Raw genomic sequence first — 13,696 nt, 5'->3', positions numbered from 1 at the left:
GTTTCAGGGCGATGCCCTGGCCCTGCAGGGCATCGCCCTGAAACCCGTCTACGAGGTGGCGCCCTACCTCGCCGACGGGCGGCTCCTGACGGTGCTGCCGCAGACGCCGCCGACCTCCGTCACCCTCGGGGTGGTGTACCCATCGCGCAAGATGCTGCCGAACCGGGCCAAGACCTTCGTGGAGATGACGACGGAGGCGCTGCGGGCGCATGTGGGCGCGCAGCTCGATCTGATCGGCCGGCGCCTGACGCGCTGAGCGTCCTTCGCCCGCAGCGGTCACGGGTTCGGCGCAGGAAACGTCGCAAGGACAGGACGCCGAGCGGGGGCGCGATCCGCGGCGCCGCTCGGCGTGGCGTGACTACGCGCCCGCGGGCAGCCGGTCCTTCAATCGCAGCCAGGCGATCCGCTCGATCTGGCGCAGGGCCTCGGCGAGTTCCTGCTCGGCGTCGTTGCGCAACCGGTCCTCGAAAGCCGCCAGAATCTCCTCCCGGGAGCGGCCCTTGATCGCCATGACGAAGGGCAGGCCGAAACGGTCGCGGTAGGCGGCGTTCAGCCGCTCGAACTGGGCGAGTTGCTCGGGGGTCAGCGCGCCGAGCCCCGCACTGCTCTGCTCGGCGGTGGAGGCGTCCGTCAGGCCGCCGGCCTGGGCGAGGCGCCCTGCGAGCTCGGGGTGGGCCAGCACCAGGGCGCGCTGGTTGTCCGCCGGTTGGTTGCGGAGTGACTGGACCAGGGCGGCGTGGAGGCCCTCGGCCGTATCCTCGCGGGCGGTGAGGCCGGCTTGCCAGGCCGCGAGCGCGATCTCCGGCGTGTCCTCGAAGATGTCGCCGAAGCGGGTGAGGAATTGCGAGGCGCTCATCGTGCTCGGGCGCAAGGTCGGCGCCGGGTGCCGCTCGGCCCAGTGCCGGGCGATGTCGATGCGGCGCGCCAGCCAGACGCCCTCGTGGGCCGCGACGTGGTCGAGAAAACGCGACACCGCCGCGATGCGCCCCGGCCGGCCGACGAGCCGGCAATGCAGGCCCACCGACATCATCTTCGGTGCGGTCGCACCCTCCGCGTAGAGTGCGTCGAACGTGTCGCGCAGGTAGGTGAAGAAGTGTTCGCCCGTGTTGAAGCCCTGCGCGGTGGCGAAGCGCATGTCGTTGGCGTCGAGCGTATAGGGCACGACGAGGCCGGTGCTGGCCTGCCCGTGGAGCCAGTAGGGCAGGTCGTCGGCGTAGGAATCGGCGAGGTAGGCGAAACCGCGCTCGAGACCGAGCTCCAGCGTGTTGGCCGAGGAGCGGCCGGTGTACCAGCCCTGCGGCGGCGCCCCCGTGACCGCCGCGTGCAGGCGGATCGCCGCGTCCATCTGGGCGCCTTCCTCGGCCCGGCTCATGTCGCGGTGGTCGACCCACTTGAGGCCGTGGCTGGCGATCTCCCAGTCGGCCTCCTTCATCGCGGAGACGACCTCCGGGTTGCGCGCCAGCGCCGTCGCGACGCCGAACACCGTGACGGGTACGGCGCGTTCCGTGAACAGCCGCCACAGGCGCCAGAACCCGGCGCGGGAGCCGTACTCGTAGAGCGACTCCATGTTCATGTGGCGCATGCCCGGCCAGGGCGCGGCTCCGACGATCTCGGACAGGAAGGCCTCCGAGGCGGCGTCCCCGTGCAGGATGCAGTTCTCGGCCCCCTCCTCGTAGTTGAGCACGATCTGCACGGCGATCCGGGCGCCGCCCGGCCAGTCCGCCCGCGGCGGCGTGCGGCCGTATCCGATCATGTCGCGGGAGGTATGCATGACTGACCCCGGGTTGGCCGCCCGGTCGGGGCGGACTCGTTTGCGCGTGATGCCAGGATAACGCCACCGCCCCCGGCGATTGATCGGAGATTTTCGAAGCTGCTCCCGGAAATCCGGGATGGTGCGGACGACCCGATCTGCAATCGTCGCGGGGCAGGCAGAACGCCATCGCATAACTGCCAAGCTTCCGGTCGCAGAGCGGCCACGAGGGGGACCGCTCTGATGACCGTCACCACCGCGCCCGAGGCCCGCCGCCTCACGACGCATGTGCTCGACACCGCCACCGGACGTCCGGCGGGGGGACTGACCCTGCACCTCTGGCGGATCGAGGCGACGTCCCGCACCTGCCTCGCGACGGTCGCGACGAACGCGGACGGCCGCTGCGACGCACCCCTGCTTGCCGGGGATGCGGTGGTGCCCGGCACCTACGAGATCGCCTTCGAGGTCGGCGCCTACTTCGCGCGGATTTCGGCCGGCGAGGCGCCGGCCTTCCTCGACACCGTGCCGGTACGCTTCCGCATCGCGCCGGAGGGCGCGGGCACGCCCCCCCACCTGCACGTGCCGCTCCTGATCTCCCCCTACGGCTACAGCACCTATCGCGGAAGCTGAGCCGATCCTCCGGACCGTCAGGGCGCGCCGCAAGACGCCCGCCGGCCCATCGCGCCACCCAGCCAAGACGCCTTCTGGCGAAGACGCCACGAGACTTGGCCACCAGCGAGGAACGCCCCATGGCCGACATCAAACCGGCGACGCCCGAGACACCGGCAACCCTCAAGACTCAGGGATGCGCGGAGACCAACGCGGTCGACGCGATGCTGCCGATCCCCAAGCTCGCGGCCTATGGCATGCAGCACGTGCTCGTGATGAGCGCCGGCGCGGTGGCGCCGCCCCTGATCATCGGCGCGGCCCTGAACCTCTCGGCCGAGACGGTGGCCTTCCTCATCAACTGCGATCTCTTCGTCACCGGGCTCGCGATCCTGATCCAGAGCCTCGGGTTTCCGGGCTTCGGGGTGCGCCTGCCCGTCATCATGGGCGTCAGCTTCGCCTCGGTCGGCCCGATGGTGGCCATGGCCCAGGACCCGACGATCGGCCTGCCCGGCATCTTCGGCGCGACCATCGCGGCCGGCCTGTTCGGCCTCGCGATGCGGCCGTTCTTCTACCGCCTCGTGGCGTTCTTCCCGCAACTCGTCACCGGCACCGTGATCCTGATCATCGGGGTGACGCTGCTGCCGGTCGGCATCCGCTGGGCGGGCGGCGGTGCGGGGGCGGCGGATTTCGGTGCGCCGGTTCACCTTGCGGTCGCCGGGCTCGTGCTCTGCGTGATCCTGGTCGTCAGCCGCTTCGCCACCGGGTTCGTGGCCAATATCGCGGTGCTGATCGGCCTCGTCGCCGGCCTCCTCATCGCCTGGCCGCTCGGGCTGTTCCACCTGGAGGGTCTGGCCACCCGCCCGGTGCTCGAACTCGTCACGCCGTTCCGCTTCGGCTGGCCGACCTTCCACCTCTCGGCGGTGGTGGCGATGTGCATCGTGATGATGGTCACCCTCGTCGAATCGACGGGCATGTTCCTCGCGGTCGGCGACATCGTCGGCAAGCCCGTCGACCGGCCGACCCTCACCCGGGGCCTGATGGCGGATTCGCTCTCGACCTTGATCGCCGGGATCTTCAACACCTTCCCGCACACCTCGTTCTCGCAGAATGTCGGCCTCGTGAACATGACGCGGGTGCGCAGCCGTTACGTCACAGCGACGTCGGGCTTCATCATCCTGGCCGTCAGCATCTTCCCGAAGCTCGCCTTCGTCATCGCGTCGATCCCGCCGGCTGTCCTCGGCGGCGCCGGCATCGTGATCTTCGGCATGGTCGCCTCGGCCGGCCTCAAGATCGTGGGCGAGGCCGATCTCGGCGATCGCCGCAACCAGATCGTGGTCGCGGTCTCGATCGGCCTGTCGCTGATCCCGATGGCGGCCCCCACCTTCTTTTCCGCCACCATGCCGGACTGGACCGGGCCGATCCTGCACAGCGGCATCACGCTGGGCTCCATCAGCGCGATCCTCCTCAACCTGCTGCTGAACTCCGATCGCCTCGGACAGGCCTCGACCGAGGCGGCGGGCCATGGCGCGGCCCCCGAGGCGGCCGGCGCCCCCGCCCCGGCCGCCCTCGGCCGGGCGGCGTGAGGGAGGGACCCATGACCGACGCTCCGAGCCCGACCCTGTCGCGCCGCAACTTCCTCGGGGGAAGTGCCGCCGCCGGCATCGCCATCAAGGTGTCGTTCCTGCGCGGGACGGCCCAGGCCGGCCTCGTCGAGGGTGCGACTCGCCCCGGCCCCGCCTGGATCGCCGGGGGCAAGCCCCGCACCCGCCTCGATGCGGTGGCCAAGGTGACGGGCGCCAAGACCTTCACCCGCGACTACCGCGCCCGCGACCTCGCGGGCTGGCCGGACCGCCAGGCCCATGCCTTCCTGATCGCGGCGACGAAGGCCGACCGCCGCTTCGAGGACCTCGACCTCTCCCGCCTCGGCGAGGCCCTGCGGCCCGACCGGATCGTGCGCCACGAGGACCTGGTGGCGGACGGGCTCGGCGTGCCGCCGCATCCCGACTTCTTCGGCGACCGCTTCCTGGTGCCGCGGGGCGAGACTCCCCGGCTCCTCGGCCAGCCGGTGGCGATCCTGATCTACCATGACTATCCGCGCTACGCGGCGGCCAAGCGGCGGCTGCGCTTCTCCGACGACGTGGTGCGCTACGGCGAGGCCACGGCCTATGCCCCGCCGCCCCATTACGGTGCCACCCGCTGGGTCCGGGTCGCAGGCGAGACCCCGGAGGACGAGGACCGGTTCTCGCCCTTCCGCGACGCGCCGATCTTCACGGGCTTTGCCGGCGACCAGCCGGCCTGGCCGGCGGCCGGGACGGAGGGCGCCTCCGCCCGCGGCATGGCGGCGGCCGAGGCGATCGCCGCCGAGATCGCAGGCGCCGGCCCGGATGCCCTGGTGCTCAGGCGCGCCTTCGTCTCGCAATCCGCCGATGCCTCCGCGATGGAGCCCGACAACGGCAACGTCTGGTACGACGCGGCAAACGGCACCCTGCACCTGATGATGGCGACCCAGTCGCCCCATGCGGTGGCCGAGACCGCCGCCGCCCTGGTGAAGGGCTCGCGCTTCCCCGTGGCGGAGGTGGACCTGAAGGCCGGCTACACGGTCGGCTACGGCACCAAGGACCATCACATACATCCGCTCCTGTGCGTGCTCGCCGGGCTCTACGGCGAGGGCCGGCCGGTGCGGCTCGCCAACGACCGCTTCGAGCAGTTCCAGAACGGCCTCAAGCGCCACAGCTTCCGCATGGACACGACCCTGCTGGTCGACCGCGCCAGCGGGCGCTTCCGGGCGATGACCGGATCCTACGTCTGCGACGGCGGCGGGCGCCCCAACTACTCGATGTCGGTGTCCTTCGTCGGCGCCACCGCCGCGCAATCGATTTACTACCTGCCGAAAAGCGACCTCCAGGCGGTGGCGCTGGCCTCCCGCGCCGTCGATGCCGGCTCGACCCGGGGCTACGGGACGCTCCAGACCATGTCGGCCACCGAGATGCTGGTGGACGAGGCGGCCGAGCTCCTCGGGATGGACGCCATCGCGCTGCGCCAGGCCAACGTCTTCCGCTCGGGCCAGCGCAACAGCCAGGGCGCCGTCCCGGCCGGAGCGCTGCGCAACGACGAGATCCTGGCGCGGGCGGCCGCGCACCCGCTCTGGCGCGAGCGCCGGGCCCGCAAGGCCGCCTACGAGGCCGCCCATCCGGGACGGCGCTACGGCGTCGGCTTCGCGCAGGTCCAGAAGGATTACGGCACCGGTGCCGAGGCGGCGCTCGCCAGCCTCGAGATCGACCCGCGCGGGGGCCTCACCCTCGCCCACGTGGCGCACGAGATGGGGCCGGGTGTCACCACCTCGCAGGCGGTGATGGTCGGCGAGATCTTAGGCGCCGTGCCGGAGCGGACGGAGTTCGGCGTGGTGCGCTGGCCCCAGATGCCCCTGGAGACCGCCGACCAGCCCTACACCACATCGCAGGCCGACGAGGACCGGCTGGCGCAGAACCCGCGCTGGACGCCGCGCTTCACCTCGCCGATGAGCGCGACGAACTCGGCCTACTATCTCGGCCACGCCACCCGCACGGCGGCCCGCTTCCTGCGCGACCACGCGCTCTGGCCGGCGGCCCGCTCCCTCTGGAGCCGCGGCCCCGGCGGCGGGGCGCTCGCCTCCTACCACACCATGCGTCCCGAGGAATTGCGCCTGGTCGACGGCACCGTCTCGGGGGCCGGCCTGCCGCCGCTGCCCCTGGCTCGGGTGGCGGCCGAGGCGCACCGGCTCGGGCTGCCCGTTGGCGTCACCCTGCACACCTTCAACCGCTGGCAGTGGACGGAAGGCCTGTTCGACCTGCCCGGCGACGGCCGCACCCGGCTTCCCATCGACGCGCTCGCCCTGCGCTACGGCGCGGGCGCGCCGCCGGAGCGGCAGGCCCTGATGGACACGGCCGGCTGGCACTTCGTCGAGCGGGCGGCGGTGTTCTATCCCCCGACCCAGCGCAACAACGTCGGGACCACCTACTATTCGCCGATGGCGACGCTGGCGGAGGTGGCGGTCGATACCGGCAGCGGCGCCGTCACGATCCTGTCGCACCATGCGATCCTCGAATGCGGGCGCCAGGTCGTGCCCGCCCTGGTCTCGGGCCAGGTCCAGGGCGGCCTCGCCATGGGCATCGGCCACGCCCTCAAGGAGTTCCTGCCCCTCTACGAGGACGGGCCGGGCGACGGCACCTGGAACTGGAACCGCTACGAGCTGCCCCGTGCCCGCGACGTGGCGGTCTGGAACCAGACCGTCGAGATCTTAGCCCCGCTCTCCGAGACCGACCCGCCCAAGGGCATCGCCGAGGTGGTGATGATCGCCGTGGTGCCGGCGCTGGCCAATGCGGTCGCCCACGCCATCGGACACCGCTTCCACACCCTGCCCATCCGGGCCGAGAACATCCGCGAGGTGCTGGCATGACGACGCCGATCCAGGACCAGGCCCTCTCGCTCACCGTCAACGGCGTGCCGGTCGGACCGATGCCGGTGCCGCGCGGCACCTCCATGCAGGAATTCCTGCACGAGTGGCTCGGGCTCACCGGAGCCCGCATGGGCTGCGGCCAGGGCATCTGCAACGCCTGCACGGTAATGGTCGAGGAGGACGGCAAGGTCCCCCGCGAGATGCGCACCTGCATCACCGGCGCGCACTGGTTCGAGGGCCGGCGCGTGCGCACGGTGGAGGGCCATGCCCGCGAGGAAGCCGACGGCAGCCTCACCCTCTCGCCGGTTCAGACCGCCTTCGTCGAGGCCTTTGCCTTCCAGTGCGGCTACTGCACCCCGGGCTTCGTCACCGCCGCGACCGTCCTGATCGAGCGCCTGAAGGTGGCCCCCGTGCCGCGGGACGCGGTGGAGGCCGTCGTCACCGAGGCGCTCGACCACCACATCTGCCGCTGCACCGGCTACGTCCGCTACCACACCGCCGTGCGCGACCTCGTGCTCGCCACGCCCGGCCTCGTGACCGCGTGAGGCCGCAGATGCGCAAGACCCTCCTCGCCGTCGCCGGCCTCGCCCTGGGGGGCGCGGCTCTCGCCGGCCTCCTCGCCTCCGGTGCGCTGGAGCGCAGCGTGGTCTCCCGCGCGGTGGAGACACCGCTCGGCGCCGACCAGATCCGGGCGCTCGCGCCGCGCGGGGCCGCGGTCGCCGCGGCGGCCGATTGCTATGCCTGCCACACCGCCAGGGGCGGCGCCCCGTGGGCGGGCGGCATGCCCTTCGAAACGCCCTTCGGCACCATCCACGCCACCAACATCTCGCCGAGCGCGGAGGGAATCGGCGGCTGGAGCCGGGCCGATTTCCACCGGGCCCTGCGCGACGGCATCGCGCCGGGCGGGCGTCACCTCTACCCGGCCATGCCCTACACCTCCTATCGGGGCATGACCGAAGGGGATGTCGACGCCCTCTACGCCTACCTCATCACCCGCGAAAAGATGCCGGTCGCCAACCGCCCGAACGGCCTCGCCTTCCCGTTCGACCAGCGCTGGACCCTGAGCGCCTGGAACCTCCTCCACCTGCCCGCCGCCGTGGCGGTGCCCGACCCGACGCGCTCGGACCTGTGGAATCGCGGCCGCTACGTCGCGGAGGCGCTCGGCCATTGCGGCGAATGCCACACGCCGCGCAACCTGATGCAGGGCCTGCGCGGCGAGGCGGCCCTCACGGGCGCCGTCATCGAGGGGCTGGAGGCGCCCGACATCACGCCCGCCGGGCTGGCGCGGATGGGCTTCGCGCCGGCGAGCCTCGCCCGCTTCATGGGCACCGGCCTCTCCGCGCAGGGCGGGGCCACCCACCAGATGTTCGAGGTGGTCCACTACTCGACCCGGCACATGCCGCAAGCGGACCTCGCCGCGATGGCCGCCTACCTGTTCAACCGCGATGCGCCGGGTCCGGAGGCTGACGCGGCCGTGCCGGCAGCGGCGCCTGCACCTACGCCCCTGGCGGCGGCGGTCTCGGATCGGGCCCGGGCCAGCTACGACGGGCTCTGCGCCGGGTGCCACGGCGCGCAGGGCGAGGGCATTCCGCACGTCTCGGTGGCGTTGCGCACCAATGCGGGCCTGCGCACGGCGAGTCCGGCCAGCGTCGTGCGGGCGGTGCTCGCCGGTCTGCCGGCGCAGACGTTCCCGGGCGGCGAGCGGATGGAGGCGATGCCGGGCTTCGCGGTCGATCTCGACGATGCGGCGCTCGCCGACCTCACGAACTGGATGCGGACCGAATGGGGCGGGCAGGCCTCGGCCTTGAGCCCGCAGGACATGGCGGTGATCCGCGCCGCGATCACCCCGCGCCACGCCGCGCGCGACTGACGACGAGCGACTGACGACGAGCGGGAGAGGCGCGCCATGGATCAGCTCACCGGGATGCGGGTCTTCGTGCGGGTGGCGGAGCTCGGCAGCTTCTCCCGCGCGGCGGAGGATCTCGAGGTCGCGCAATCCACCGTGACCAAGGCGATCGCCTGGCTCGAGACCCGCCTCGGCACCCGGCTCATCAACCGCAACACCCGGGGGCTCGCCCTCAACGAGGCGGGCCGGCTCTACTACGAGACCTGCCGCGCGATCCTGCGCCAGATCGAGGAGGCCGAGGGGCTGGTGCGGCGCCACGACGCCGAACTCGACGGGACCCTGCGGATTTCGACCTCGGTAGCCTTCGGCGAGGCGGTCCTCGGGCCGCTGCTTCTGCCCTTCATCCAGGCGAACCCGCGCCTCAGGGTCGACCTCACCTGCGAGGATTCCTACGTCGACCTGATCGCCCGGGGCATCGACGTGGCGCTCCGCATGGGCCGGCTCGCCGACTCGTCGCTGGGCGGGCGCTATCTCGGCGCCAACCCCTGGGTGATGGTGGCCGCACCCGGTTACCTCGCGCGCCGGGGCCGCCCGGAGGCGCCGGACCAGCTCGGCGCGCACGATTGCGTCGTCTATTCGAGCGTGCAGGGCGATGCCGTCTGGCAGATGCGCGGCGTGGACGGGCGCATGCACGCGGCGAGCGTGCGCGGCTGCCTGCGCTCGAACAACCTGCCGACCCTGCTGTCGGCGGTGCGGTCGGGCCTCGGCATCGCGATCCTGCCCCGCTACGTCGCGGAGGGCGCCCTGCGCTCCGGCGAACTCGCCGAATGCCTGGCCGGCTACGCCCTGCCCGACCAGGAACTCTACGCGGTCTTCCCCTCCCCCAAGCTCGTCCCGCGCAAGGTCACGGCCCTGATCCGCCACCTCGTGCCGCGCCTGCGCGACGCCTGGTGGCGCGGCGAGGCCGAGGGCGCCCTATTCCGGGATGGAATAAATCAAATCGACTGAGGTATCTTCGCAAGTACAGTTCGAGTCTATAAAAATAAAATACGCCAAAAATCAACGGGAGGCAGATGTGTCAAAGATGCGCGCGATCGATGCCGCGGTCCTCATCCTCGAACGCGAGGGCGTGACCTGTGCCTTCGGGGTTCCGGGCGCGGCGATCAACCCTCTGTACTCGGCCCTGCGGGCGCGCGGCTCGATCCGCCACATCCTCGCCCGCCACGTCGAGGGGGCCTCGCACATGGCCGAGGGCTACACCCGGGCCAAGGCCGGCAATATCGGCCTGTGCATCGGCACCTCGGGTCCCGCCGGCACCGACATGATCACCGGGCTCTACTCCGCGTCGGCCGATTCCATCCCGATCCTGTGCATCACGGGCCAGGCCCCGCGCGCCAAGCTCCACAAGGAGGATTTCCAGGCCGTCGACATCGAGTCGATCGCCAAGCCGGTCACCAAGTGGGCGGTCACGGTGCGGGAGCCCGCCCTGGTCCCGCAGGTGTTCAGCCACGCCTTTCACCTCATGCGCTCGGGGCGCCCGGGGCCCGTCCTGATCGACCTGCCGATCGACGTGCAGGTCGCCGAGATCGAGTTCGACGCGGACGCCTACGAGCCGCTGGTGCCCTACAAGCCGGCCTGCTCGCGGCGCCAGGCCGAGCGGGCGATTCGTATGCTCCAGGCCGCCGAGCGCCCGCTGATCGTGGCGGGCGGCGGCATCGTCAACGCCGATGCCTGCGACCTCCTGGTGGAATTCGCCGAACTGACCGGCGTGCCCGTCATCCCGACCCTGATGGGCTGGGGCGCCATCCCCGACGACCACCCGCTCATGGCCGGTATGGTCGGGCTCCAGACCAGCCACCGCTACGGCAACCGCACCTTCCTCGAATCCGACTTCGTCCTCGGCATCGGCAACCGCTGGGCGAACCGCCACACCGGCTCGGTCGAGGTCTACACCAAGGGCCGGACCTTCGTGCACGTGGACATCGAACCGACGCAGATCGGGCGCGTCTTCGGCCCCGACCTCGGCATCGTCTCGGATGCCGGGGCGGCGCTGAAGGAATTCATAAGTGTCGCCCGCGACCTGAAGGCCCGCGGACACTTGCGCGACCGTGCCCCCTGGGCGGCCTCCTGCGCCCACCGCAAGCGCGCGATGCTGCGCAAATCCCACTTCGACGCGGTGCCCCTGAAGCCCCAGCGCGTCTACCAGGAGATGAACGAGGCCTTCGGACAGGACGTCTGCTACGTCACCACCATCGGCCTGTCGCAGATCGCCGGCGCGCAGTTCCTGCACGTCTACCGGCCGCGACACTGGATCAATTGCGGCCAGGCCGGGCCGCTGGGCTGGACCTTGCCGGCGGCACTCGGCGTGCGCGCCGCCGACCCCGACCGGAAGATCGTCGCGCTGTCGGGCGATTACGACTTCCAGTTTCTGATCGAGGAACTCGCGGTCGGGGCGCAGCACAAGCTGCCCTACCTCCATGTCGTGGTGAACAACTCGTATCTCGGCCTGATCCGCCAGTCGCAGCGCGGGTTCGGCATGGATTTCGAGGTCAGTCTGGCCTTCGACAACATCAACGCGCGGCCCGACGGCGACGCGGTGCCGGGCTACGGCGTCGATCACGTGGCGGTGGCCGAGGGGCTCGGGTGCAAGGCCATCCGGGTGAAGAGCCCGAACGAATTCAAGGAGGCGTTCGCCCGGGCCGAGGCGCTGATGGCCGAGCACCAGGTCCCGGTGGTCCTGGAGTTCATCCTGGAGCGGGTCACCAACATCGCCATGGGCACCGAGGTCGACGGGGTGAACGAGTTCGAGGAGATCCTGTGCCTCGACCCGGAGCTCTCGCTGCGCACGAGCCAGGCCCTGCCCGCGCCGGCCGCCGCCTGACGCACCCGCGAATCCGGAGGACATCCCATGCCGCGCTTTGCCGCCAACCTGACCATGCTCTTTCAGGAGCACGACTTTCTCGACCGCTTCGGAGAGGCCGCGCGGGCGGGCTTCCGCGGCGTCGAGTTCCTGTTCCCCTACGAACACCGCACGGCGGCGATCGCCGAGCGCCTCGCCTGTCACGACCTCAGTCTGGTGCTCCACAACCTGCCCGCCGGCGACTGGGCGGCGGGCGAGCGCGGCATCGCGGTGCTGCCCGAACGCAGGCCCGAGTTCCGCGAGGGGGTCGCCCGCGCCATCGACGCGGCCGGCGCCCTCGGCTGCGGACAGGTCAACTGCCTTGCGGGCATCGCACCGTCCGGGCTCGGTCGCGACCGGCTGCGCGACACGTTGCGCGAAAACCTCGCCTACGCGGCGGCGGCGCTGAAGCGGGCCGGGATCCGGCTCCTGATCGAGCCGGTGAACACCCGGGACATCCCCGGCTTCTTCCTGACCGGGACGGCCCAGGCCGTGGCCCTGATCGACGAGGTCGGCTCGGACAACCTCTTCCTGCAATACGACGCCTACCACATGCAGATCATGGAGGGGGATCTCGCCCGCACGATCGAGGCGAACCTGCCGCGCATCGCCCATGTCCAGCTCGCCGACAATCCCGGCCGGCACGAGCCCGGTACCGGCGAGATCAACTACCCCTTCCTGTTCGGGCATCTCGACGCCCTCGGCTACCGCGGCTGGATCGGCTGCGAGTACCGACCGGCCTCCGGTACCCGGGACGGCCTGTCCTGGTTCGCCCCCCACCGCGCCTGAGCCACCCGCCGGATCACGAGGACCAAACCCATGGCAGACATCGGATTCATCGGGCTCGGCATCATGGGCCGACCCATGGCGGAGAACCTGATCAAGGCCGGGCACCGCCTCTTCCTGAAGAGCGGGCGGTCGGTGCCCGAGGCGCTGGTCGCGGCGGGCGGCACGCCCTGCGCCTCGGCCCGCGCGGTTGCCGAGCGGGCCCAAATCGTGATCACCATGCTGCCGGACACGCCGCAGGTGGCCGAGGTGCTGTTCGGCGCCGACGGGATCGCCGAGGGGCTCGAGCCCGGCAAGATCGTGATCGACATGAGCTCGATCGACCCGATCGCCACCAAGGACTTCGCCCGGCGCATCGACGCCCTCGGCTGCGATTACCTCGACGCGCCGGTCTCGGGCGGCGAGGTCGGCGCCCGGGCGGCGAGCCTCACCATCATGGTCGGCGGCCCCGAGCGCGCCTTCCTGACGGCCATGCCCCTGTTCGAGGCCATGGGCCGCAACATCACCCGGGTCGGCGGCAGCGGCGACGGCCAGACCACCAAGGTCGCCAACCAGATCATCGTGGCCCTCACCATCGAGGCCGTGGCCGAGGCGCTGGTCTTCGCCTCCAAGGCCGGTGCGGACGCAGGCCGCGTGCGCCAGGCCCTGATGGGGGGCTTTGCCGCCTCGCGCATCCTGGAGGTGCACGGCGAGCGCATGGTGACGCGCGCCTTCGAGCCCGGCTTCCGGATCGACCTGCACCGCAAGGACCTCAACCTCGCCCTCCAGGGGGCCCGTACCCTCGGGGTCGCCCTGCCCAACACCGCCACCGCCCAGCAGCTGTTCAGCACCTGCGCGGCGCAAGGGGGCGGCGACTGGGATCATTCCGCGATGGTGCGCGCCCTGGAACTCATGTCGGCGCACGAGATCGCGGCCGGCCCACGCTGACCGGTCGACACGAAAGTCCGGTCCGCCCGGGGCGCGACCGCAGGTCCTGAGAACGGGGGGAAGAGCCCATGCTGGCAAGAACGCTGATCGCGGTCATGGTGTCGGTGGCGCTGGTCGGCCACGCGCGGGCCGCCGATCCGGCCGCGCTGGCGCCCGAGGCGCCGGCCGCCGGACAAGCGCCGTTCTTCCTTTTCTCGGACACGCAGGTGAGCTACCGGTATCAGTTCCCCGCGGCGAACCCTGGCAGCCAGGTTCAGCGGGCGGACGGGAGCTTTCGCAACCAGGACGCGCCCAAGCACATCCTGAACCTGTCGCACGCGGATGCCTGGGCCTACGGGACGAACTTCTTCTCCCTCGACATCCTGAAGTCGGGTGCGCAGTTTCCCGCCGGCACCACCAACGCGCCGGGGGGCTTTGCCCAGTACGATTACGGGAACACGGAGG

At 71.4% G+C, this 13,696-nt stretch carries 11 protein-coding genes and 1 pseudogene; 11 read left to right on the top strand and 1 reads right to left on the bottom strand.

All coding sequences use genetic code 11. The features are described from left to right. A partial coding sequence (locus MFF30_RS20595) for a LysR substrate-binding domain-containing protein (protein ID WP_238281724.1) occupies nt 1–256 on the top strand: 256 nt, incomplete at its 5' end. 102 nt (nt 257–358) lie between these two features. Here the strand turns inward: MFF30_RS20595 and puuE are convergent. Then, the gene (puuE, locus tag MFF30_RS20590) at nt 359–1,771 is read right to left on the bottom strand and encodes an allantoinase PuuE (protein WP_238281722.1); all 1,413 of its coding nucleotides are present in this window, start codon (nt 1,769–1,771) and stop codon (nt 359–361) included. A 222-nt stretch (nt 1,772–1,993) separates the two neighbouring features. On the opposite strand from puuE, the gene uraH reads away from it, so the two are divergent. From uraH to MFF30_RS20540, 10 genes and pseudogenes are all read left to right on the top strand, one after another. Continuing rightward, nucleotides 1,994–2,380: a hydroxyisourate hydrolase gene (gene uraH, locus MFF30_RS20585; RefSeq protein WP_238281719.1), complete on the top strand. Its 387-nt coding sequence runs from the start codon at nt 1,994–1,996 to the stop codon at nt 2,378–2,380. Nucleotides 2,381–2,583: 203 nt separating this feature from the next. Then, on the top strand, nt 2,584–3,942 hold the full coding sequence (locus MFF30_RS20580) for a nucleobase:cation symporter-2 family protein (RefSeq protein ID WP_373320962.1): 1,359 nt from the start codon (nt 2,584–2,586) through the stop codon (nt 3,940–3,942). Nucleotides 3,943–3,953: 11 nt separating this feature from the next. After that, entirely contained in the window at nt 3,954–6,794 is a 2,841-nt protein-coding gene (locus MFF30_RS20575) for a xanthine dehydrogenase family protein molybdopterin-binding subunit (RefSeq protein ID WP_238281714.1), read from the top strand. Continuing rightward, a complete protein-coding gene (locus MFF30_RS20570; RefSeq protein WP_238281711.1) occupies nt 6,791–7,339 on the top strand; it encodes a (2Fe-2S)-binding protein in 549 nt (182 codons plus the stop codon). Before MFF30_RS20575 ends, MFF30_RS20570 begins: the two co-directional genes overlap by 4 nt. 8 nt (nt 7,340–7,347) lie before the next feature. Continuing rightward, the gene (locus tag MFF30_RS20565; RefSeq protein WP_238281709.1) at nt 7,348–8,664 is read left to right on the top strand and encodes a c-type cytochrome; all 1,317 of its coding nucleotides are present in this window, start codon (nt 7,348–7,350) and stop codon (nt 8,662–8,664) included. A 36-nt stretch (nt 8,665–8,700) separates the two neighbouring features. Further along, nucleotides 8,701–9,648, top strand: coding sequence for a LysR family transcriptional regulator (locus tag MFF30_RS20560; RefSeq protein ID WP_238281706.1), 948 nt, complete (start codon nt 8,701–8,703; stop codon nt 9,646–9,648). A gap of 67 nt (nt 9,649–9,715) precedes the next feature. Next, on the top strand, nt 9,716–11,521 hold the full coding sequence (gene gcl / locus MFF30_RS20555) for a glyoxylate carboligase (RefSeq protein ID WP_238281703.1): 1,806 nt from the start codon (nt 9,716–9,718) through the stop codon (nt 11,519–11,521). 27 nt (nt 11,522–11,548) lie between these two features. After that, a complete protein-coding gene (gene hyi, locus MFF30_RS20550; RefSeq protein ID WP_238281700.1) occupies nt 11,549–12,328 on the top strand; it encodes a hydroxypyruvate isomerase in 780 nt (259 codons plus the stop codon). A 30-nt stretch (nt 12,329–12,358) separates the two neighbouring features. Then, complete coding sequence (locus MFF30_RS20545) at nt 12,359–13,252, top strand: 2-hydroxy-3-oxopropionate reductase (protein WP_238281697.1); 894 nt, start codon at nt 12,359–12,361, stop codon at nt 13,250–13,252. Nucleotides 13,253–13,320: 68 nt separating this feature from the next. Continuing rightward, a pseudogene (locus MFF30_RS20540) lies at nt 13,321–13,696 on the top strand (hypothetical protein); the annotation flags it as partial.

Source organism: Methylobacterium goesingense, from assembly GCF_022179225.1.
Taxonomy (GTDB): domain Bacteria; phylum Pseudomonadota; class Alphaproteobacteria; order Rhizobiales; family Beijerinckiaceae; genus Methylobacterium; species Methylobacterium goesingense.
The sequence above is the reverse complement of the archived record's forward strand: the minus strand, read 5'-3'. Positions and strand labels throughout refer to the sequence as shown.

Bases quoted from the DNA above. Each gene is read 5' to 3' on its own strand.
- MFF30_RS20560 (WP_238281706.1), top strand. From the start codon at position 8,701: ATGGATCAGCTCACCGGGATGCGGGTCTTCGTGCGGGTGGCGGAGCTC.
- uraH (WP_238281719.1), top strand. From the start codon at position 1,994: ATGACCGTCACCACCGCGCCCGAGGCCCGCCGCCTCACGACGCATGTG.
- MFF30_RS20545 (WP_238281697.1), top strand. From the start codon at position 12,359: ATGGCAGACATCGGATTCATCGGGCTCGGCATCATGGGCCGACCCATG.
- MFF30_RS20570 (WP_238281711.1), top strand. From the start codon at position 6,791: ATGACGACGCCGATCCAGGACCAGGCCCTCTCGCTCACCGTCAACGGC.
- puuE (WP_238281722.1), bottom strand. From the start codon at position 1,771: ATGCATACCTCCCGCGACATGATCGGATACGGCCGCACGCCGCCGCGG.
- MFF30_RS20580 (WP_373320962.1), top strand. From the start codon at position 2,584: ATGCTGCCGATCCCCAAGCTCGCGGCCTATGGCATGCAGCACGTGCTC.
- hyi (WP_238281700.1), top strand. From the start codon at position 11,549: ATGCCGCGCTTTGCCGCCAACCTGACCATGCTCTTTCAGGAGCACGAC.
- MFF30_RS20575 (WP_238281714.1), top strand. From the start codon at position 3,954: ATGACCGACGCTCCGAGCCCGACCCTGTCGCGCCGCAACTTCCTCGGG.
- MFF30_RS20565 (WP_238281709.1), top strand. From the start codon at position 7,348: ATGCGCAAGACCCTCCTCGCCGTCGCCGGCCTCGCCCTGGGGGGCGCG.